This is a genomic window from Companilactobacillus versmoldensis DSM 14857 = KCTC 3814, from assembly GCF_001434295.1.
Classification (GTDB): domain Bacteria; phylum Bacillota; class Bacilli; order Lactobacillales; family Lactobacillaceae; genus Companilactobacillus; species Companilactobacillus versmoldensis.
On record NZ_AZFA01000002.1, the window covers coordinates 90630 to 111332 of the forward strand.

24 protein-coding genes are annotated in these 20703 nt (G+C 37.7%); 5 read left to right on the top strand and 19 right to left on the bottom strand.

Going from position 1 to position 20703, the window contains the following annotated elements:
- Positions 1 to 14 precede the first annotated feature (14 nt).
- Together FC27_RS01730 and FC27_RS01735 are read right to left on the bottom strand one after the other, a co-directional pair.
- A complete protein-coding gene (locus FC27_RS01730) occupies positions 15 to 1106 on the bottom strand; it encodes a GntR family transcriptional regulator (protein ID WP_010624012.1) in 1092 nt (363 codons plus the stop codon).
- A 156-nt stretch (positions 1107 to 1262) separates the two neighbouring features.
- Complete coding sequence (locus tag FC27_RS01735) at positions 1263 to 2204, bottom strand: LacI family DNA-binding transcriptional regulator (protein WP_010624013.1); 942 nt, start codon at positions 2202 to 2204, stop codon at positions 1263 to 1265.
- Between the two features lie 400 nt (positions 2205 to 2604).
- Here FC27_RS01735 and FC27_RS01740 point away from each other — a divergent pair, with 400 nt between their 5' ends.
- Positions 2605 to 3327 carry a VIT1/CCC1 transporter family protein gene (locus FC27_RS01740; RefSeq protein WP_010624014.1) on the top strand — a complete coding sequence of 241 codons (723 nt, stop codon included), beginning with the start codon at positions 2605 to 2607 and terminating at the stop codon, positions 3325 to 3327.
- 53 nt (positions 3328 to 3380) lie between these two features.
- On the opposite strand, the gene FC27_RS01745 is transcribed toward FC27_RS01740, so the two are convergent.
- The 5 genes from FC27_RS01745 to FC27_RS01765 all read right to left on the bottom strand — a co-directional run bounded on the left by FC27_RS01745 (position 3381) and on the right by FC27_RS01765 (position 6525).
- Complete coding sequence (locus FC27_RS01745) at positions 3381 to 3779, bottom strand: hypothetical protein (RefSeq protein WP_010624015.1); 399 nt, start codon at positions 3777 to 3779, stop codon at positions 3381 to 3383.
- A gap of 43 nt (positions 3780 to 3822) precedes the next feature.
- Positions 3823 to 4314, bottom strand: a complete 492-nt coding sequence (locus tag FC27_RS01750) for a CAP domain-containing protein (RefSeq protein ID WP_338025902.1) — start codon at positions 4312 to 4314, stop codon at positions 3823 to 3825.
- On the bottom strand, positions 4315 to 4698 hold the full coding sequence (locus tag FC27_RS01755) for a spore germination YkwD domain-containing protein (RefSeq protein WP_010624017.1): 384 nt from the start codon (positions 4696 to 4698) through the stop codon (positions 4315 to 4317). It lies immediately after the preceding gene.
- Positions 4699 to 4766: 68 nt separating this feature from the next.
- Positions 4767 to 5819: a WxLIP family cell surface protein gene (locus FC27_RS01760; RefSeq protein ID WP_010624018.1), complete on the bottom strand. Its 1053-nt coding sequence runs from the start codon at positions 5817 to 5819 to the stop codon at positions 4767 to 4769.
- Positions 5820 to 5907: 88 nt separating this feature from the next.
- The gene (locus FC27_RS01765; protein ID WP_010624019.1) at positions 5908 to 6525 is read right to left on the bottom strand and encodes a WxL domain-containing protein; all 618 of its coding nucleotides are present in this window, start codon (positions 6523 to 6525) and stop codon (positions 5908 to 5910) included.
- 795 nt (positions 6526 to 7320) lie between these two features.
- Here FC27_RS01765 and FC27_RS01770 point away from each other — a divergent pair.
- On the top strand, positions 7321 to 7599 hold the full coding sequence (locus FC27_RS01770) for a hypothetical protein (RefSeq protein WP_010624020.1): 279 nt from the start codon (positions 7321 to 7323) through the stop codon (positions 7597 to 7599).
- Positions 7600 to 7859: 260 nt separating this feature from the next.
- On the opposite strand, the gene FC27_RS01775 is transcribed toward FC27_RS01770, so the two are convergent.
- From FC27_RS01775 to FC27_RS01820, 10 genes are all read right to left on the bottom strand, one after another.
- Complete coding sequence (locus FC27_RS01775; protein WP_010624021.1) at positions 7860 to 8495, bottom strand: DUF6198 family protein; 636 nt, start codon at positions 8493 to 8495, stop codon at positions 7860 to 7862.
- A gap of 84 nt (positions 8496 to 8579) precedes the next feature.
- Positions 8580 to 9536, bottom strand: a complete 957-nt coding sequence (locus FC27_RS01780) for a zinc-binding alcohol dehydrogenase family protein (RefSeq protein WP_010624022.1) — start codon at positions 9534 to 9536, stop codon at positions 8580 to 8582.
- A gap of 10 nt (positions 9537 to 9546) precedes the next feature.
- Entirely contained in the window at positions 9547 to 10407 is an 861-nt protein-coding gene (locus FC27_RS01785; RefSeq protein WP_010624023.1) for an NmrA family NAD(P)-binding protein, read from the bottom strand.
- Between the two features lie 55 nt (positions 10408 to 10462).
- Positions 10463 to 11008, bottom strand: a complete 546-nt coding sequence (locus tag FC27_RS01790; RefSeq protein WP_010624024.1) for an O-acetyl-ADP-ribose deacetylase — start codon at positions 11006 to 11008, stop codon at positions 10463 to 10465.
- A 130-nt stretch (positions 11009 to 11138) separates the two neighbouring features.
- Positions 11139 to 12173, bottom strand: a complete 1035-nt coding sequence (locus tag FC27_RS01795; RefSeq protein WP_010624025.1) for a WxLIP family cell surface protein — start codon at positions 12171 to 12173, stop codon at positions 11139 to 11141.
- A gap of 42 nt (positions 12174 to 12215) precedes the next feature.
- The gene (locus FC27_RS01800; RefSeq protein ID WP_010624026.1) at positions 12216 to 12911 is read right to left on the bottom strand and encodes a WxL domain-containing protein; all 696 of its coding nucleotides are present in this window, start codon (positions 12909 to 12911) and stop codon (positions 12216 to 12218) included.
- A gap of 41 nt (positions 12912 to 12952) precedes the next feature.
- Entirely contained in the window at positions 12953 to 13558 is a 606-nt protein-coding gene (locus FC27_RS01805) for a WxL domain-containing protein (RefSeq protein ID WP_010624027.1), read from the bottom strand.
- Positions 13542 to 13952, bottom strand: a complete 411-nt coding sequence (locus tag FC27_RS01810) for a hypothetical protein (protein WP_010624028.1) — start codon at positions 13950 to 13952, stop codon at positions 13542 to 13544. The genes FC27_RS01805 and FC27_RS01810 overlap by 17 nt, the downstream gene beginning before the upstream one ends.
- A gap of 404 nt (positions 13953 to 14356) precedes the next feature.
- A complete protein-coding gene (locus tag FC27_RS01815; RefSeq protein ID WP_010624029.1) occupies positions 14357 to 14536 on the bottom strand; it encodes a hypothetical protein in 180 nt (59 codons plus the stop codon).
- On the bottom strand, positions 14529 to 15287 hold the full coding sequence (locus FC27_RS01820; RefSeq protein WP_338025903.1) for an NAD(P)H-dependent oxidoreductase: 759 nt from the start codon (positions 15285 to 15287) through the stop codon (positions 14529 to 14531). The genes FC27_RS01815 and FC27_RS01820 overlap by 8 nt, the downstream gene beginning before the upstream one ends.
- Positions 15288 to 15366: 79 nt before the next feature.
- On the opposite strand from FC27_RS01820, the gene FC27_RS01825 reads away from it, so the two are divergent.
- The gene (locus FC27_RS01825) at positions 15367 to 15648 is read left to right on the top strand and encodes an SLAP domain-containing protein (RefSeq protein ID WP_010624031.1); all 282 of its coding nucleotides are present in this window, start codon (positions 15367 to 15369) and stop codon (positions 15646 to 15648) included.
- A gap of 48 nt (positions 15649 to 15696) precedes the next feature.
- Here the strand turns inward: FC27_RS01825 and FC27_RS01830 are convergent, their stop codons facing one another.
- Together FC27_RS01830 and FC27_RS01835 are read right to left on the bottom strand one after the other, a co-directional pair.
- Positions 15697 to 17025 carry an aspartate kinase gene (locus tag FC27_RS01830; protein ID WP_010624032.1) on the bottom strand — a complete coding sequence of 443 codons (1329 nt, stop codon included), beginning with the start codon at positions 17023 to 17025 and terminating at the stop codon, positions 15697 to 15699.
- Positions 17025 to 18236 (bottom strand): homoserine dehydrogenase, encoded by a 1212-nt coding sequence (locus tag FC27_RS01835; RefSeq protein ID WP_010624033.1) that lies wholly within the window; start codon positions 18234 to 18236, stop codon positions 17025 to 17027. Before FC27_RS01835 ends, FC27_RS01830 begins: the two co-directional genes overlap by 1 nt.
- A gap of 110 nt (positions 18237 to 18346) precedes the next feature.
- Between FC27_RS01835 and thrC the strand changes: the two genes are divergently transcribed.
- Together thrC and thrB are read left to right on the top strand one after the other, a co-directional pair.
- Entirely contained in the window at positions 18347 to 19834 is a 1488-nt protein-coding gene (thrC, locus tag FC27_RS01840) for a threonine synthase (protein ID WP_010624034.1), read from the top strand.
- Complete coding sequence (gene thrB, locus FC27_RS01845) at positions 19821 to 20702, top strand: homoserine kinase (RefSeq protein ID WP_010624035.1); 882 nt, start codon at positions 19821 to 19823, stop codon at positions 20700 to 20702. The genes thrC and thrB overlap by 14 nt, the downstream gene beginning before the upstream one ends.
- The last annotated feature ends 1 nt before the right edge of the window (position 20703 follow it).

The following is a 20703-nucleotide window of genomic DNA, read 5'->3' on the forward strand; positions in this document are numbered from 1 at the left end:
GTGTTAAATGGGATTTATTTATTTTGCTCTAATTTAGCGGTAGATTCACGCAAAATCAATTGTGGCGGATATTTAATAACTTTCTCGGTATCTTTACCATCCATCAAGTCAAAAAGCATCTTAGCGGCGTCACGCCCCATCTTTTCTTTCGGATGTTCAACTGTACTAAGCTTTGGTGAGATATATCGCGAAAGTTGGTAATTATCAAACGCAATCACTGAAATATCGTCAGGGACTTGCATTTTCAGCGATCTAATCAAATCAATCACTTGAATCGCTAATTGATCATTGTAGCAAACGATTGCTGTCGGACGATCTTCTCGCCGTAAAATAGCCTCGATCCTCATAAAAACTGAATGTAAGTTATCGGATGATTGGTACATAACAATCTCACTTAGATACGAGTATTGATTATGAGCTTGATATGATTTTATATAACCATTCATCCGATGAACCCCCTGGCTATCATCAATCTTGAAAATACCTAAAATCCGCTCATGTCCCAAGTCAAACAAGGCATCCGTAACAGCCTTTCCAGCGTCAACATCTGCCATTTCGATGTAGGGAAAATCCAAATCGGGATAATGCGAATCAATAAAAATCGTTGGTAACTGAGAATTTTGCAGTTTTATGAACAGATCGTGATTAGGATTCTCAATCGCACTTTGCGTCGGTTCAATAATTAATCCTGATAAATTACTATCGAGCATCCGTTGCAAACTGGTCCGTTCCTTTTCAGGATTATTTTGAGTATTACTCAGTAGGATCGAGTAACCCTCATTAGAAATAAAGCGGTCGATACCAGTGATGATATTTGGAAAAATATAATCAGCTATATGCGTAGTGATAACACCAATTTGCTTACTTTCTAGCGGTTGTTTCTTTATATGTTTCTGCCAGTCGTCGACAAACATCCCTCCACCTTGGATAGTGTAAATATAATGTTCGATCTCTAAGTCACTGATTGCTCGTCTAATGGTATAGCGACTAACATTGTAGGTTTTCATCATGACTGATTCAGTCGGTAATTTATCATTAATCTCGTAAAATCCAGAGAGGATCTTCTCTCGTAGATCTTGTTTGACCGTTTCATATTTGGTTTCCATTTCATCACTTCCGTTAGATCGTTTATCAACCTATATCTTAGCATGATTTTTACTTATCAAGACGGATTTTCTTAAAATTTATCCGTATAAATATTTAATAAAAGCCAAATTTGGTTTCCGATATCATAAAACATTTTATAAAAACTAAATTAAACTTTAAGCACGATTAATAAATCTTGAAGGTATCCGGACGATTTTAGATTCCCCACTAATGGCTAATTCCATTGCTGCATGTCCTACTTTTAGTATCTGATGATCGATCGTGGAAAAATTTAAAAGTTGACTAGGAAGTTGATGTTCCTGCCCCATAAAATCTGGAGCAGATAATTTTTGATCCAAATAAAACTGCCGAAAGCCAGTGGCAATATCATCACTGTTACAAAAAACAAAATCAGGTTGTTGCTTAAGTTGATGATAATACTTACCTGCCTGGTAACCATCTTGGTAAGTCATCACTTCATTAACGATCATTTGTGGGTCGGGCATCTTTGAAAAGACAGCCGAATATGCAGCAATTGTTTTTTCACTGGTGGCACTGACATGATAATCACGATTTTGCATTAGACCAATCCGGGAATATCCCCGTTCTTTGACCCATTTGAATGCTTCTACATAAGTCTCATAACGTTGTGTATAGGCAGCTGGAATCTGGACTTCTCCAGGATCCTGGCAACAAACAATCTGTCCATAACGAAGATATTTGGAAATTTTTGTCAATGGAAGTCCATGAGAAGTAAAAATCAGTGCATCGAAAGCTCTTCTTCGCAATTGCTCTAAGAATTCCAATTCTTTATCTTGCTCATAATTAGATAATAAGATCAAGACTCGATAACCATGTTTAAAGGCTGCCGACATAATACCGTCTAACATTTGATTAAAATAAGCATGCTCGGTATATGGTAAAACTACGCCAATATTATATGTTTTCACACGACTAAGATCTCGCGCAACATCATTGGGGACATAGTCCATTTGATCAATGATAGATTTTATTTTTTCCCGCGCCTTATCAGAAACATAGCCACGTTGATTTATCACCCGTGAAACAGTTGCGGCAGAATAACCCGATAATTTGGCAATATCATGAATATTAGTCATAAACTTACTCCTCTCATGCACATCAAAATAAATAATTTCTCCACAATTAAAACCAATTCTTTTTCTAAATATAATTACTAAGATACCTAAGAATGTTTTCAGTAATAAAAAGCATTATTTTCAGACAATTGTAAATCATTGATCAAGAAACTATTTACATTTATTAAATATTTTTGAACTTAAAATCAATAAAGAATCATTAAATAAAGCGTTGACAACACTGTTAAATTAAGTTATTTTTACAAACAATCAATTTAACTTATCTATCCAACGAATAGATAATATCTATTAATTTATGAAAAACTATCATAAAATGAGTATTTATTCACAATTGTACCTTGTTTCACCCTAATTTACAGCTATACTAGCCTTAAATCGTTGGAAATGAGGGCTTAATATTATGAAATCAATTACTTCTCCAAATGAACAATCTTTATCGCAGAGGCTGATTCATAAATTTCATCTTTCAGAACAACTGAATATTATTCGTGCTGGTGTCTTAGGTGCAAACGATGGAATTGTTTCAGTCGCTGGTATCGTACTTGGTGTCGCCGGTGCTCAACAGAGTCAGGCAGCGTTATTCATCGCTGGGATTTCTGGTATGTTTGCTGGTGCTCTCTCCATGGGAGGCGGCGAATATATTTCAGTTAGTACCCAACGTGACACTCAAAAGACTATGGCCGAATTTCAAAAATACCATATTCAAAATGATTACGATGCTGAACGTAACGATTTAACTCAACACTATATCAATGAGGGCTTAACTCCTAGTTTGGCCAGTCAAGTCTCAGATCAATTAATGGAGAATGATCCATTGAATGTAACTTTAAAATCAAAATGTAACATCGAGTTAAAACATTACTTTAATCCTTGGCATGCAGCCATCTCATCATTTTGTTCTTTCATTATGGGTTCATTATTACCGCTATTATCAATCACGTTCATCCCCTACCCATACAAAGTCCCAGGAACTATCGGAGCCGTTGTACTAGCAATGACCTTTACTGGTTACGCCAGTGCTGTACTAGGTGATTCAGATCGATTAAAAGGTATTCTGCGAAATCTTTTAGTGGGAATAGGAACCATGGCAGTCACCTATTTGATTGGGGGATCCTTAGGCTAGCTGTAAAATAATACAAAAATAACGTCAATTCAAAATGAATTGACGTTATTTTTTTACCATCCAGTTCGATGTTTTGAAAGATAAATTGCATTCACAATAATCAAAAACAGTAAGACAATCATATTTATCGGCGTAAAGACCAGCATCACGCCTTGTGAGAAACCAAAGGGCTGCTGTGAAAAAATGCTATTCAGCAAAAGTTGTAGCATGACCGCCACCTCCATAAAAATGCTGAATGCCAACACGGCAATACTTGTTTTACGACTAATAAAAATTGCCGCCACGATAAACGGCGTATACAGGATCATCAAAGTGAATGTAAAAACAATCAGTAAAACCAAACTTCCAGTGACTTGTAGTCCTCCTTGCGCTTGATCAATGCCAGAAATGAACATCGCCACGATCAATAATAAATAACTCACACAAAGAGCAACAATATTTTTTATTCGCATATTATTCTCCTTGTGAACATTATACATGTTTACTCGTTATCATTTAAAGATATTCAAGGTTGGCATTATCGATCTGAGCCCATTCACTCGTTGAGACCCGATACAAAGTATGACCATTTTGGTCAGTAAAGACCTTGTCAGTGTACCAACCAGTATGTTTAGCCAAACTTCGATTGTCAGTCTTGCCATTTGGACCAATCGTTAACGGCGTTAACTGACTGGTGGTGACGACTGCATTGATCTGTCGAACGCCCATATCAGTAGTTTGGGAACTGCTTGAAGAATTACGGTCATAAACAGTTGGGTAATTAGAACTAAGACCAACTTGAGAAGTATATTGTGAGTAGGCCCTGGCACCAGCCCACTTATTGCCTAATTCAGAATTAGTTGTCCCGAAATCTTGGGCATAGTAAATGTAGCCATTTGCTGGATTGACCGAAACACCAATTCCGACATGTTTGAAATAAGGATTTAGCATATTTTTACGATGACCAAAAGTTGACACCCCAGTATCATCATAGAGATCAGCAATTATTTATTTAGCAATTTTCTCAGGATCATTTACTGAAGAATTATACCAATAGCCGATATTTTCACCAGCTACCGCAGTATACGGTTCTCCAGCAAGATAATTGTAGCCAGAATGTTCATCTAATGAGTTGATATTAGACAAATGATTAGCTCTTGTTTGTGCTAAATAAGTTAGCTCATAAACTCTGTCTAATGACTGTTCGCCATTTTGATTGCGCAGATTATTGAGTTCCTTTTGCACATCACGAGCAATCGCTTCAGTTTGTGAACTAGTAGCAGCCATTGCCGTCGACGGACTAGTGGTCATCACAGGACTAGCGGTAATCATAGGTGAACCAATTATTAAAACGCTAGTCATCAGTACAGCATATTTTAATGATAATTTCATCAGTAGATCCTCCCCTATAACAACTATTAACTAGATAATACCATTAACTCATATATGCCGTGACATTTTTAATGACGTCCACGTCTTTGTAATTTAAAGTTCCAAATCAAAAGACCGATGATGATCAAAGCCCCTAAAATTGCTAGACTGATGATCAATCTATAATTTGGTTGGTTGACACTTGTTGGTGTTGCAGCCGCAGTCTTTTGTAACTTTTTGAATTCTGATTTGGTTATGATAAAGTTTTTCTGCATCTGCCATTTTTGAGTGCCATTATCACCGTTAGCAGCGATATACATCGTATATTTGCCTGGTTTCAAAACTTGATCACTAGTATTGACTGGTAGGTCAAAATTTGTTTCCGGGGCAATTTGCATATTGTGCTTATCCATTTGAATCAGCTTATTAGATTTATTGACAGGGGTAACTGTAGCTTTGACTTCAGCTTGATTGATGATTGTCGGAGCATCATTAGCTAATTTTGCTGCAATATCAGTCTTGCCATTATTTTTTTCAACTACGCCTTGACGGAGCTTTAAATCAGGTTTAACCGCATCCGTATTTTGTTGGATCTGAACTCCTATGATATATGCGTATTGATTTTTAGTTATTAAATTTTTGCCTTTAGTATTATCTGTTTTACTGATTTGATTTAACTGAATGACCCTAATACCCCCTAAAATCATTCCCGTAAATGCTTCATTAGGAGTTGTCATGTGCAAAGTAACTTCTTGACTCGAATTTGCGGCGACAGTGACTTTTTGAGGCTTAGGAAACATTGCTTCGATATCAAACTTTAAATCAGGGTCTTTTTTAGTGCCATGTTGAGTGTAGTCAATTATGCCATTAGAATTAGTCGATGCCCGATTAACTTCGACTAAATATTGATGTTGGGCACTACTGTTGTTCATAATTTTAAATTTCAGATCTTGAGAACTACCAGGAGTTACTTTTAGATCGAAAAAAGAGACTTTCCTATTGATCTGATTATCAGGGATCTCAGCACTAACTGCATAACTGGGCTCACTAGCTGCAGCCTTAGCCGTTTGACCATTGATCACTAAAATTGCGGTCAAAAAAAACGACAATGTGCAAAGAAAAAACAATTGGGTTCTTTTCATAATATTATCTCCATTACTGAATAGAAAAAGGAGGCATACCGTTGATAAAATTTATAACGGTACTCCCCCTCTTATTTAAATTTTTAATTTATGCGGATGGTGTAGTTGCGGATGTTGAAGCATCTGACAATGTCCATGTCAAGGTTGATGTATATGCTCCAGCAACTGTTGAACCAGCTGGGATCGTTAACGAAGCATCACCAGCTTGGAACGAATCTGAAAACTCACCAACACCAACATGTGCCTTATCGGTTGAAGCAGGAGCGCTAAAGATAGTTGCAGGTGTTGAAGTGAGAGCAAATGGAGTTACTGCAGTTGGTAATTCAGCGGCTGATTGACCACCAGTACCAACGATTGGTGTTTTACTGGAATTATCCAATTCAAAGGTCGTCCCTTCAAGGACTCCGCCATCAGCGGAAGTAAATGGTGAGGCAGAAACAGTTACTGTCCAACCGGCAATACCTCCAGCATTGGCAACATCCAAACTTCCAGTGATTCCAGTTGAAGTATATGTCTTAGTTGTTAATGAAACTGGGCTAGTCCCAAAATCGATTGATGGTTCACTATTTAGGGTTGGTGGAACTGCGGTCAATGTCGAATTAGCATCAGTTGTTGCCGCACTGGCAATCCCAATTGCGGCACCACTAGTTCCGAGAGCAAGCAACGCAGAGGTCATTGCAACTCCAACTTTAATTAATTTTCTCATAGTAAATTTCCTCTTAATCTATCTGATCAATACTCTCCTCGTCGATCAAATAGACTTTCATTTAATGCCCGTAAATACGAAATTACTGCTGAGGTTTTAATTAGTCGTTAAGGGCTTAGGACTCATGACTTTTCAAATTGTAAATCCGTTACAGTCACATTCCATTTACAATCGAAATCTTTTAACCTTCGCAGATGTTAATGTGATAGATGGATACGTCTTCATCTATTCACACTTAATTTATATGATTATTGGCCCAATTAAGCAATCAAAAAGCACCATATTTTAAACATAAAAAATGGAATATATATTTATATGCCTAAACAAAAATATTTAAAAAAAAACGTATAAAGCCAAATTTTTACAATTGGTTTTATACGTATCAAAGTGGTGATTTCAACAAATTCATCTATTTTAAAAAATCAAAATCATATTACTTTGAAATTTCTACTTTAATCAATTATTAAAATAAAAAAGATTACATTTTCGTTCATTTTTGAACCTGAAAAAATTGACTAACACTGTCACTTGATTACACAATTGTCGAAGAAAATATTTTTTTTGAGCCACGGTATTTAGCACCACAATTTTAATTGTAAAATTGTGAAAGATTATACCACGATAATTTAATAAAATGAGATCGTTTTCTCGAATATTATTTTGCATAATTCAGTTGAATATAATTTTTAAACACGGTATATTTAATTTGAAAATGTCAGTGGAATGTTGAACATTTTAATATTTACTTCGAAATACAATACTTTAATTCATCACCGATGGCTGGAGGTTGTGACATTGAGAAGAAAGAACAGATTAGAACTTATAAATTTAATTGATGAAGTCATGTCAGAAACTGAAGGTACCAGCATGATACCTATTTTGGAATCATTCCGGATCAAAGTGATCGACGGTTATGATAGTGGCAAATATTTAGATCAAATGTATTATAAAATTCAACATATTTGTTTAACTGATCGAAACGTCAACTCAGATCGAATCTTTGATCTCTTACAATTCATTGATAAAAGTAACGTTTGGCATGATTTAGGAAAGCATTTAGTTAAATCTCGATAAAACGATAAAACTATAGCCGTCCATTCAAGAGTTTAATACCTTGAATAGACGGCTTTTGATTTACTGAAACGTGCAACAAAAGGCAGCTTATTCCGCTTGACGCATCTATGACTACCCCCAACCTTTCATATTGTCGAAACGTGCTCCAAAAGACAATTTGTTCCGCTTAACGTTAAAAAGCCCGTTATTCCAAAACCAGGAATAACAGGCTTTTTCTCGTTAATGCTCGCAAATCAACCGTCTTTTGGAGCATTCTTTTTTCATTCTCTATTTTCAAATTTGATTTTAAAATTATGTTTCAACCGAGGCCAAACTAGTTTATCTGAGGTGGCGATGAACACTCCGTTAAACAAGATTGACACTAACGTAGCAATATTGATCGAATATATTTGGTGAGTAAAGATAAAGGCTACAATGACAACGATGGTTGGTGGGATAAAGTCAATGATCTGGGCTGCGGTCGAATTACCTTTTAGATAATGGAAACGCAGGATATTAGTTGTATCATCATTTGGATGCATGACGATGTTAGCCCGTTGATACAATGAAATAGCCACGCAGAAACAAATGATACTTAGGATTGCTATCAATGCTCTTGGAAAGATTGGTAATTTGGGAATACCCATGAACTCGAACAGCATCGTAAATAGGTCAATAAAGTAACTGTAAAATGAAACGAATAAAATCTGACCTATAAAACGCTTCACATCGACTCGATGGATCAAGAATTGGTTGGTCAAAGCATTCAGTACACCGATAATAAACAAGACCAATCCGGTATCTACTCCCAGCCACTGGTTCAAATTTACGGCTGAGGCGGTCCAAATACCACTTCCCATATTTGATGAAATACAAAGTCCATTGCCCAAAGCATTAAGGACTAAGCCGAGGATCAAACCAATGAATCTGACTCCAAATGAATTTTTGATAATACTTCACTCCCTACTTGTTATCATTCCCCTACAAAATAATACAAGTGATTATTCAACTGAAATAACGACCTTACCAATACTCTGACCACTTTCTAAGTAAGCATGGGCAACATCAACTTGATCTAGATGATAAATTTTTGTTGGCGATACGTCCACGTGACGTTCTTCAATCAAATTCAACATATCATGGATCCAAGAAAGATTGACATCACCCGAAGAAAATGACGTTAAGTAACGATTATTGGGGATCATAGGAATGGGGTCAAAGTTTTTGATGTCCCAAACACCACCTAATTCTCCAGTTGAACTTACGATACCGTTAAATGCTAACGCAGCCAGAGAATTTTTCAAGGTCTTGGGACCAATCAATTCCAAAATTTTGTCAAATTTCAATTCTGTCTGTAATTTATCATCTTTATCAAGGATCACATCGTCAAAGCCTTTGTTTAATAAGAGCTCTTTTTTGGCAATCTCACGCGTAGTTCCGGTCACATGGATATTTCGGTCGACCGCTTTGGCCAATTTAGCTGCTGCTATCCCGACACCACTAGTCCCACCGCGGACTAATAACGAGTCACCTTGTGACAGCCGCAGTCCAGTCAATGCACCATAAGCAGTGTAATAAGTTTCCGGAATGGCTGCTAAATCAGTCCAACTTAGATTTGAATTGATCGGATAAATCTGTTCATTGGGCAATAAAACGTATTCGGCATAACCGCCATCAAAATCACGCCCCATCTCACCCATCAATGACATGATTGTTTGACCGACTGGCAAATGTTCTGGATCTGTGGTCTTAGCAATTTCACCAACGCACTCGATCCCTAAGATCCTTGGAAAAGAAACTGTAGGAGATTTGCCTTGACGAGTGAAGATCTCTGAATGGTTGACCCCAAATGCCTTGACCTTGACTAAACTCCAGCCTGGCTTTACTTGAGGAGTAGGAATTTCTTGATATTTTAGGGCTTCTGGCCCTCCTGGATGTTCAACAACAACTGCTTTCATGGCGTTCCTCCTATTGTGAATATTCTTCAGTCAAAAATTGACTTAATTCAGTGGCCTTTTGACCAGTGATATGTTGATAATCATCACTTAATTCGTCCAACAGACCCATAGCACCAGCTTGATACATTGAGGCCAACATCAAACCTCCACCGTCTTCGTTATAAGTCTGAGCAAACTCATCTGAAGTCATCGGTTGATAGCCGATCTCATGACCACTTACTTGCGTCAAAACTTGTCCCAATTGGTCCATTGTGTAGTTTCTAGATTGTGTCAAAGTATAGATTTTTTGTGAGACTAAAAGCTTTGGTTCAGTCGCGACTTTTGCAAAAGCTTTGGCACTGTCTTGCAAACTGATGAAACTCAAAGCTTGGTCTGACATTGGATAAACTACATGTCCTCTTTGAATCAATTCTGGCAAATATGGTACCAAGGGATCGGCGTACAAAGCATTGCGAATGACAGTATACTTCAAGCCGGTCTCCGCTAATCTTCGTGGCAGATACCCGTAAAAGGCCGACATGGAAAATGGATTATTGACTTGATCAGCAATGAAACCCATCGCTAGAAAATGGCCAACTTTTGTTGCCTCTGCCGCTGTGATAACTTTTTCTAATTCTTTGATCCGTTCAAAGCTAGTAGAACTTTTACTTGGTATGTAAATAAAGACATCGGTATCTGACAACAATCTTTGCAAACTCGTTTCATCAAAGAAATCGAATCCTTGAACATCGAACCCGTTCTTGATTAAATCAGTGGCCTTCTTAACCGTATGAACGCCGACACGAATATCGGTAATTGGTACTACTTTACTTAATTTTTCAACGATTTGTGAACCTAAATGTCCAGTACCGCCAGTAACGGTATATCTCATTTTCTGCTCCCCCTTTGAACAATGTACTAATAACTATTTAAAATCATATTGATAATCAATATTTCATTTTCTGCAAATAAGCGTTACTCCCAGAATAATTTTGAACATAATCTGAGTATGAATCGTAGACACGATTGTCAAAACAAGTTAGTAACACATCCATGTCATAATCTGAATTATCATTCAGCCAAGTGCTAGTCGTAGTTAAAGCAATCACGGCTGCTTTATCCAGCGGATAGCCATATACGCCAGTCGAAATAGCTGAAAAGGCCACACTATGTAAATCTTTTTGGCGTGCTAGATCCAGTGAATTTCGATAGCAATTGGTCAGCATCTCTTTATCCTTGGCTTTACCTGAATAAACTGGGCCAACAGTATGGATAACAAATTTAGAAGGTAAATTATATCCTTTGGTGATCTTAGCTTCACCAGTTTGACAACCGTTGAGTGTCTTACACTCCTCTAACAATTGTGGACCAGCGGCTTTGTGGATCGCTCCGTCGACACCTCCACCACCTAACAAACTTTTGTTGGCAGCATTGACGATTGCATCATATGGTACTTGTGTTATATCAGAAATCTCGAATTGTAAACTACTCATCTACTCATCCCCATCCGTTTAATCTTATTTTAATACTTTTTGAAAAAATGTTTCATAAAATATTGATTATAAAAAGAGGGTGCTAATTCAAATTGAATTAGTACCCAAATATTTGTGATTCATTTATTGATCAATGTCGACGTTTTGATTGATTCTTTTGATTCAAGTAGATGATGATTGCTAGCAGGATAATGACGATGATCACTGCTACTAAGATCCAAATGAAATAATTTGGTCCTTGTTTAACATCTACCGCCGACTTGTTCAACTTGTTGGCATCTTTTTCGGTGATGACGAAATCTTTCGTAAAGTGCCAATGATATCTGCCCTTTTCAGCTGTCGCTTTAAGATCCAGAGTATACTTACCTGGTTTTAAGGCCTGTTCGTTAGTTCCGATTGGAAAGTCAAAATTACTGTTTGGCGCCATAGTCATATTATCTTTCTTATAGCTTATGACCTTATCTTTAGTACCACGTGTATGAACTTTCGCGTTAACAGAAACATCATGCATGATCGTAGGCTTGGTATTTTGTAAATTAGCCGTGACGTAATTTCGAGCATTATATTGTTTGGCTTTGACGCCGAGCAATTTCATTTGTGGAGCAACGTAATCTTCATTGCTTTGTAGCTGCAACCCGATCACGTAAGCAAATTGATTACTGATCGAAACGGCATTCTTAGATTTTTTTGAAGTCTTTTTGATCTGTTGGACCCGGACACCACCCAAGATAACACCTGTAAAGGATTTCTTAGGTACTTTCAAATGAAAGGTATAGTCTTGACTGGTATTGGCCGGTACAGTGACTGTCTTTGGAGCTGGAACTAATTTTTCTAAATTATTAGTCAACGACTTATCAGCTTTAGCCCCATGAGTCGAATAATCGATCACACCATTACGATTAGTTCCTGCTCGATTGATTGAAACCCGAAATTTCTTGGCTTTTGAAGAATTATTATTGATCTTAACAGTTAGATCCTGGCCTTCACTAGGTTTTACTAACAAATCAAAATAGGTTTTTTCTTTGTCGATTTGGTTGTCAGCCTGAACTGCCGAGATATCAAAATTCAAATTTTCGGCGTCGACTGTTTTGATATTATTGACCAAAAAACTCAACATTGCCACGGTAAAAATACTTACAATTAACCAAAATTTTTTCCTGATCATGTTTATCTCCTCTCCCTAAACATCCTCTACTTCGAATAATACTTATGTTGGCGCATTGGTCAAGGACCAACTTAAGGAACCGACATAATGATCAGCTTTTAAACCACTCAGATCATTTATCACCAAGGTTGTCGGTGAACTTTCAACTTGGTTGAAGCCTATCGTCCAAACGCTTTTACCAGAATTCACTGGTGCGGTGACAATATTTTCCCATTGTCCAAGAGGAATCCTAGTCGCCTTGACGTTTGGCGCTGAACTCACATTGGTCGACGGCTTTCTGATCATGATCGAGCCGAGATATAAATAGCCGTCACCTATTACCGAGCCAGTTTGTTCACCGACTAAATAATCGGGACGCAATTGCAGAGTCCAGCCAGCTCCATTTCCTCGACCATCAGTTATCTGTGCCATCGCATGGGTGTTTAAAGCTGTAGCTGTCAAACCGCCATTCCTTATCTCATGACTTCCAAAACGTAAGTTACTAACGTAATCTAAGGTCAATTGACCTACTGAACCTGTTCCTTTATTATCAGGATCTGCTGGATCGCCTGGATAAGGATCATCAGGATCATAGGGATCCCAAATATCGTTAGGACCATCCGGTTCAGGACCATCAAGCAAACCAACTGTAGCCTTAGTCGTTAGTGTATCTGAAGCTTTTACAGCTTGCCGGAATGCTGAAAAGGACAATAGTGCACCAATCAGTATTCCGCCAAATAGCTTGTGACTGAGTCGCATTATTGTCCTTTCTTAAAATGTATTTGTTATATCAAATTAATTTATGAAGCGGAAGGTGCATCCTGAATTTCCCAAGTAATGGCCGCAGTATATGTTCCTTCTGAATTACCATCCGGGATATGCAAAACGGCTGAAGTGTCATTTGGTGAAAATACACTAGTCCAAGCAACCAGACCTCCACCAGGATTAGCATGGAAAATTGGGGTGTCTGCTGAATTTAATTGAACCGTGTCTGAGATCGGAGCGGTCGAAATATTATTGCTATCTTCTGCTTGCGACTCTCCCTTCAATGTTAGATAAGCACCATTCAAAGCATTACCACTAAGATCATCAAAATTTTTTGCACGAGCTGTAACGACCCAACCACTTTGTAATCCTGGATTCTCAACTCTTAAATTATCGACGACAGTTGCTGCTTGCAGATTCATCGCTGCAGCACCAATCGTATGAGTCCCAAAGTCAAACTCTGGCGCATTGGTCAATTTATATTGTGCGTTATTTTCGTCGACCTCTAGATTAACGTTTGCGTCAGTTTGACCATTTGAACCGTTATCGATCGTAGCGGCTGACGCAACGCCTACTCCTGCAGTTGAGATTCCCATAATTGCTGCACCTAAAATTGCTGACACCCTAATCAAATTTTTCATTAGTATTTCTCCTTCTCCTGTTTTTAAATAGTAGAAATATCATCCACATGACTAAACTTAAGATCAAAACTAATAGTCCCAAAAGGACACCTTGTTGTAGATTACCGGTCTGTGGTAACAAGCCAGAGAGTGCTGTCTTGGGTTGACTACTTGTTACATCAGTGCCGGGAGCTTTAGTAATCTGATTATTCCCACCATTATTTCCATTTGAAACATTGCCACCTGACCCTCCTGAACCAGCTGACGTATCGCCATCACCATTCAAATCATGTTGAGTTAAGGTGATGTCATAATAACTAGACTGTGAATCTGCCTTGACGATCGTTGGTTGCAACTGCCAAAGCATCAATATTGGAATCAGTAAAACGAAACAATATTTAACTATTCGCCACATTACAACCTCCTTATAGACCAATTATTAAATCAAAAAAATAGTCGATTATTTTATTCAATAATAATTGGCAATAATTGGTGCTTATTTAATTCATCAAGATTATACTATAATTCTATACTGCTTGGCTATGTTACCGCATTCATTTTTTGAAAAATATTCTTTTAAAAATGAATTTCATAAAGTTACATAAAAATGTTAAACATTTGAATGATTTTTCTATACCAATTAACATTTATATTGCTGATTTGCTTATAACAGTTCAAATTCGGCGATATCAATAGTCTAAAGATAGAATTTATTTTGTAATTTTTTGCTTAAAATAGCCATGATTTAACTCAAAATAAAGGCAGATATCTCTATTCAGAAATACCTGCCTAACGTTTTTATTTATAATATGACCTCTTTTACCAATTGTCATGATTCCAAAGTCTTCCATCCAACTCGCCCTGGATTTGTTCAGTCCGTTTTTGCTGTTCTTTGATGACCGATTGCAAGGCGTACAAGAAAGCCCGGTCTTCATATTCCGGTTGCTTTTTTGCCAAAGCTTTGACCTGTTCTACTAACCAAATATTTTGATTACTCAAGATTATCGTCCTCCCCTTGCTTGATCATTTTTAAAGTATCGTTCAGTTGATCCAACTGCTCGATCTGTTGTTCAAAGGTATCAGCAATTAAATTACCAGTGGTCTGGTCGTTCACCGACAAATTTTCGACGAACTTGGCTAAATTGTTTTTAAACCACTCTTGGCGATTAGTTAGGGAGTCAGGTTGGGGTTGATCCAAGTATCTTTGATAATCAATCAATAATTGCATTTGTTGATTCTCAGTCTTATACCAAAATTGATCGACTAAAAAGTATGGTAAGACTTTCATCTTAGCACGATGAGCTAATGCACGGTACGGAGCTAAGATCTGATCGATAGTGATATTTTCCAAACCACCGATTTGAAATTCCTTTTCAGGCATCCCTGTTGTGACCACGATTCCAAATTCCTTATCGGCCAAATGAAACTGCTGATCACCATAAACGAAGTTTTGACTCATTACAGTATCGATCCACTGTTTTAATCCTGATGGTGCAGCATACCAGTATAATGGGAACTGAAAAATTATCCGATCAGCGGATTGGAGTAATTCCCGCTCATGCTCGATGGCAATTTTATCGTGTGCTTCAACATGATGCCATTCGGCATTCATAAACTCGGCTCCCTTTTTTAAAAACTGCTGAGTCTGCGAATTGGCAATATCTGGATGTGAAACTACTACTAAAGTTTTGATGTGATCACCTTCATTATTTGTTAATTTCAGAATAGCAGAATTTTTCTTTTTTTTCAGCGAAATAACTCCCCAAAAGAGTTGAATTTTATGAATTTATTTATTAAGCTAATCTTGACTTAAGACTGGGGTGGATCTTATGAAAAAATCACTTAGAAATACCATTGGAATCGCGGTTTTGGTGGTGGCTTTATTCTTGATTGGAACGGTCCAAACTGCTTCAGCTAGTGGCATTGTTTCAACAGCCAACAACATAGCAGTTACGAGACTCTATGATCAAAACGGAAATCTGATCAAAAACCATTCACTGGCCGCCAACACCAATTGGGTCGTTGGAAAGACTATTACAATTGATGGGAATACTATTTATCAGGTTTCAACTAATGAGTATGTCAATGCTAGTGATGTCATTTTCCGCTAATGACCAGCAAAAAAATTCTGTGATCAAAATTTGATCACAGAATTTTTTTTAGGCTGGAATTCGTTTAGCCCCTTTGAACATGGCTTCTTGATAGATCTTGGCGATTGTTTTCTCGTAGTCTTGATTGGCGACCCCGATGACGATCTTAATATCGCCACCTTCTTGGATAACTAAGGGGACATTGATCAAACTATTATCAAGGTAATCTAAAATTTTTCCGGCAATGGCTGGATTTTTGCCCAACTTCAAAGAAACAGCGGCGATCAAAGCGATATCTTGATTGACTTCAACTTTGTCTAAGCCACAACTCGTCTGCAGTTTATGGACTAACTTATCCAAGCGCGAACTGATCTCACTTTTTTGGAACAAAAAGCTAAATGAATCATTCCCGGAAGGTACATAATTGACGCTAATATGGAATTTTTGCAATAGGGATAAAACTTTTTGCAAAACTTCAATGTGTTTGCTTAATTGATATTTTCTAATTGTAATGACAGTATAATTTTTCTTACCGGCAATACCAGTGATGATCTGGTCAGACAACATATGACTTTGCGCATCGACCACTAGTGTGCCACCCTCTTCAGGATGATTCGTATTCAATATTTTTGTTGGGATATGACTTTTACGAACTGGTTGAATGGCCTCTTCCTGAAAGACGCCAATACCCATATATGACAGTTCTTGCAGTTCATCATAAGTTAAAACATCGATCTTCTTGGATTCACTGACGATCCGGGGATCAGCCATCAAAATACCTGAGACATCTGTCCAATTTTCATAAAGATCTGCTAACAGTAATTTAGAAACGATCGAACCAGTGATATCACTACCACCACGAGGCATCAGATGAATGTTGCCTTTTTTATCTGCACCATAAAATCCTGGAATGACCACTCGTTGATAACGGGCAAAAACGTTATTGAGCAGACTGTTTGATTTGCGGTAATCGAGTTCATTTTGGTTGAATATCAAAACATTTTTAGGATCGATGAATTGATAATCCAAGTAACTGGCCATCAACTTACCTGTTAAGTACTCTCCACGGGAAACTAAATAGTCGTGTGAACAAGTTGAAATTTTGTTTTTGATCTCTTGAAGACCTTTTTCAATCTTGACGTTAAGATGCAAGTCGTCTCGTATCTTAAGAATGCGGGCACTCACGTGCCCGAAAAGTTGTTGGAAGTCTGTACCATTTTTGACCGCTTCTTCAATTTGAATCAACATGTCAGTCACTTTGACTGGTTCGATAGAACTCTTCCCAGCTGCACTGACAACGACAACTTTTCGTTCTGGATCACTTTCAATGATCCGCTTTACCTTTTTGAATTGATCAGCGTCAGAAACAGAACTGCCACCAAATTTTGCTACTTTCATTATGCGACGGCCTCCTGCTTTGATAAATGACTATCTGAACTCTTGATTTTGTCTTGCGGCAAACTTGCCATAAAGGCCGAATCATCATCTTTTAAAATCACTTGCATGATTTGATGCATCTTTCCAACAGGAATTTGATGGATCAAATAGTAGTTACCTTCTTTAGTCGGCGAGTATTCTTTCAATAATGAACCAACATCAGCATTAGCTCTAACCAGATAATCGGCTTTTGTCATCTCAGAACTATAGATCATCTTCTTATCAAAATTGCGTTTCAAATGATCCTTATCTTCTTTGATATCAAGGATATCTTGAATAACAGCATTAGCAGTTGGTAACATCCCTGCTCCTTGGCCAAAGAAATCTAATTTGCCAATTGTCTCTCCGTTTAAAGAGATCAAATTGTAGTTGTCTGGTGTATTTGCTTCCAACGAATGGTGGGCAAACAATGTTGGTTCAACCACATAATCGAACTTGTTGTCAGCTTGATGAGTCCGTCCAATGAGTTTAACAGCATAACCGTGTTGCGAGAAGAAATCGACATCTTCTAAAGTAATGTTGCGAATTCCGAAAATAGGTAGTTTTTTGCGATCTTGAAGATTAATATTGTAAGCAATATCAGCACTGATGCAAAGCTTATTAGCAACATCAATACCATCGATATCAGCACTGGGGTCAGCCTCTGCATAACCAAGCTTTTGCGCTTCAGCTAGGACTTCATCGAATGACTCTTCATTGCGACTCATTTGATCCAAAATGAAATTGCTTGTTCCATTGAAGATCCCGGAGATCGTATTGACAGTGTCGATCCGTAAAGCTTTCTCTAGGCCTTGGATCCAAGGGATACCGCCACCAACGGAAGCCTCAAAATAAAATTTGACGCCATGCTTATTAGCAGCGTCACTGAATTGTTTCAAATAAATAGCAATCACAGCCTTATTAGCTGTAATGACATGTTTTCCATGTTCCAAAGCCTTGAGAATATATTGATGAGCTGGTTCGATACCACCCAGAGCCTCGACGACGATATCTGTTTCTTGATCATTGACGATTTCATCGATACTATCTGTCATTTCTTTTAAAACCCGTGGCTTATTCTTTCTGACCAAGATATGGCTAACAGAAAGGTTTTGGGTTTGTACATTGGCCTTCTTAACTATTTCATAGACACCTTTTCCAACTGTGCCAAATCCTAAAATTGCAATTTTCATAGGTTTTACCTCCTGTTATCCTTTTCTTGTGTTCATGATTGGTAAACACTTGTTTTTGAATTAAAAACAGGTTACCATATAGATATTCGAAATGCAAGGAGTTATAACTCATGAATAAAAACTATACAAGTACTCGAGATAATCAAATACAAATTTCAGCGAAGGACGCCATCCGAAAAGGATTTGCAGACGACGGTGGCCTTTTTGTTTACCCTGAATTAGCCAAGTTAAAAATCAATCTGAACGAATTAAAAGATCTCAATTATTCGCAAATTGCTCAAAAAGTCTTAGCCACATTATTGCCAGACTTCACAGAAGCAGAAATCAAAAATTCTGTTCAGAATGCCTATCAAAATAGTTTTGACACCACCAACATAACTCCAGTTGTTAACGTCGATAATTTTCACGTCTTGGAATTATTCCATGGACCAACTAGAGCCTTCAAAGACGTTGGACTACAGATGCTTCCCCAATTGATGAAACACGTTTTAAAAGATGACAACAAAGTCATGATCTTGACAGCAACTAGTGGTGACACTGGTAAAGCTGCTCTTGAAGGTTTCAAGAATCTTCCTAATATGGGTATCACTGTCTTTTATCCTCACAACGGTGTCAGTGAAGTCCAGAAGTTACAGATGCAAACAACTAACGGTAACAACACTGAGATCACCGCGATCGAGGGAAATTTTGATCAAGCACAAACTAACGTCAAGAAAATCTTCAACAATCAAACATTATTAGCAAATATTGGTAAAAAAATCAGCCTATCCAGTGCTAATTCCATCAACATTGGCCGGCTGATCCCGCAATTAGTTTATTATTTTTCTTCCTATGTACAGTTATGGAAAAAAGGTGACATCAAATTTGGCGACAAAGTAAATTTCACGGTTCCAACTGGTAACTTTGGCGATGTCCTAGCTGGCTATTATGCTAAGCAATTGGGCCTGCCTGTAAACAAATTTGTTGTCGCCAGCAACGAAAACAACGTCTTAACGAAATTTTTCAACAGTGGCATATATAACCGAAATCTTCCATTTATGCAGACTGTGGCTCCAAGTATGGATATCCAAATTTCCAGTAATTTTGAACGTTTGCTCTATTATAAGAGTGGCGAAGATACAGACTATGTTCAATCATTGATGAATGATTTGGAAACTAGTGGGCAATATCAAGTTTCTGATGAACTGTTAGATAGTATTAAGCAGGACTTCTATTGTGGCTTTAGTACTGATCAAGAGGTCAGAGAAGCTATCCAATCTGTTTATCAAAAAACTGGTTATTTGATGGACCCACACACGGCTGTCGGTTATAAAGTCATGCGTGACTATCAAAAACTAGATGACACTCCAATGGTCTTGTTGAGTACAGCCAGTCCATATAAATTTGCTAATGTCGTAGCTGAAGCAATTTTTGATGATGTTCCTGATAATAGCCAACAGATCATGGATAAGATCTCTAGAGAAACGGAAATTCCAATCCCCGAAAATCTCAAAAACGTTTGGCACTTACCTGTCTTACACGATGATGTGATCCAACCCGGCCAAATGGCAAAATATGTTGAATCAAAAGTTACGGAGGAGTTTTATGATAAGAATTAAAGTCCCGGCTACAAGTGCCAATATCGGGGTCGGTTTTGACTGCATGGGCCTGGCAGTCTCCCTATATTCATCAGTCGACTTTGAAGAATCTAATCGACGGTTGGAAATTTATGGCTGCCCAAAAAACTTTCGTAATGAGAATAATTTGATCTATCAAGCATTTGTAAAATGTTGTAACTTCTTGAACCAATCTATTCCAAATTTAAAAATCACTATCGAAAATAACATCCCACTTTCAAGAGGCCTAGGCAGTTCGGCTTTTTGCATCGTGGCTGGTCTTAAAGGTGCCAACGACTGGTTTGATGCCCCTTTAAGCAATGATCAGTTGTTAGAATTAGCCACAGAGATCGAAGGTCATCCTGATAACGTTGCTCCAGCCATTTTTGGACAATTGAACGTTTCCTTTACTGATGAAAATTCTGACGTTCAAACCGTTCATTACAACGTTGATGGCTCTTTACAATTTGTCTGTTTGATCCCTGACTACCCAGTCAGTACGGATCAAGCACGAAACATTCTGCCTAAAGAGATGTCTTATCCGACAGCGGTTTATCAAGTTGGCCATGCGATAGCCTTGTCCAAAGCTTTGGTCGATGGCAATTTGAAACTGATCAAGCACAGTATCATCGATCAAATGCATGAACCATATCGAAAAAAATTGATCCCTGATTATGACAAAGCTAAAGGTATTTGCCAACAAGCTAATGGTACAATGTATATCAGCGGCAGTGGCTCAACTATGATGGCCATTGTAAAAACTCAAAAAGATGCTGAAAAAATCATCCAGCAAACAAAAACAAGCTTTCCTAATTGGCAAGCTTATCACCTGCACATTGATGCTAAGGGAGCAACGAGCGAGGTAATTTAAA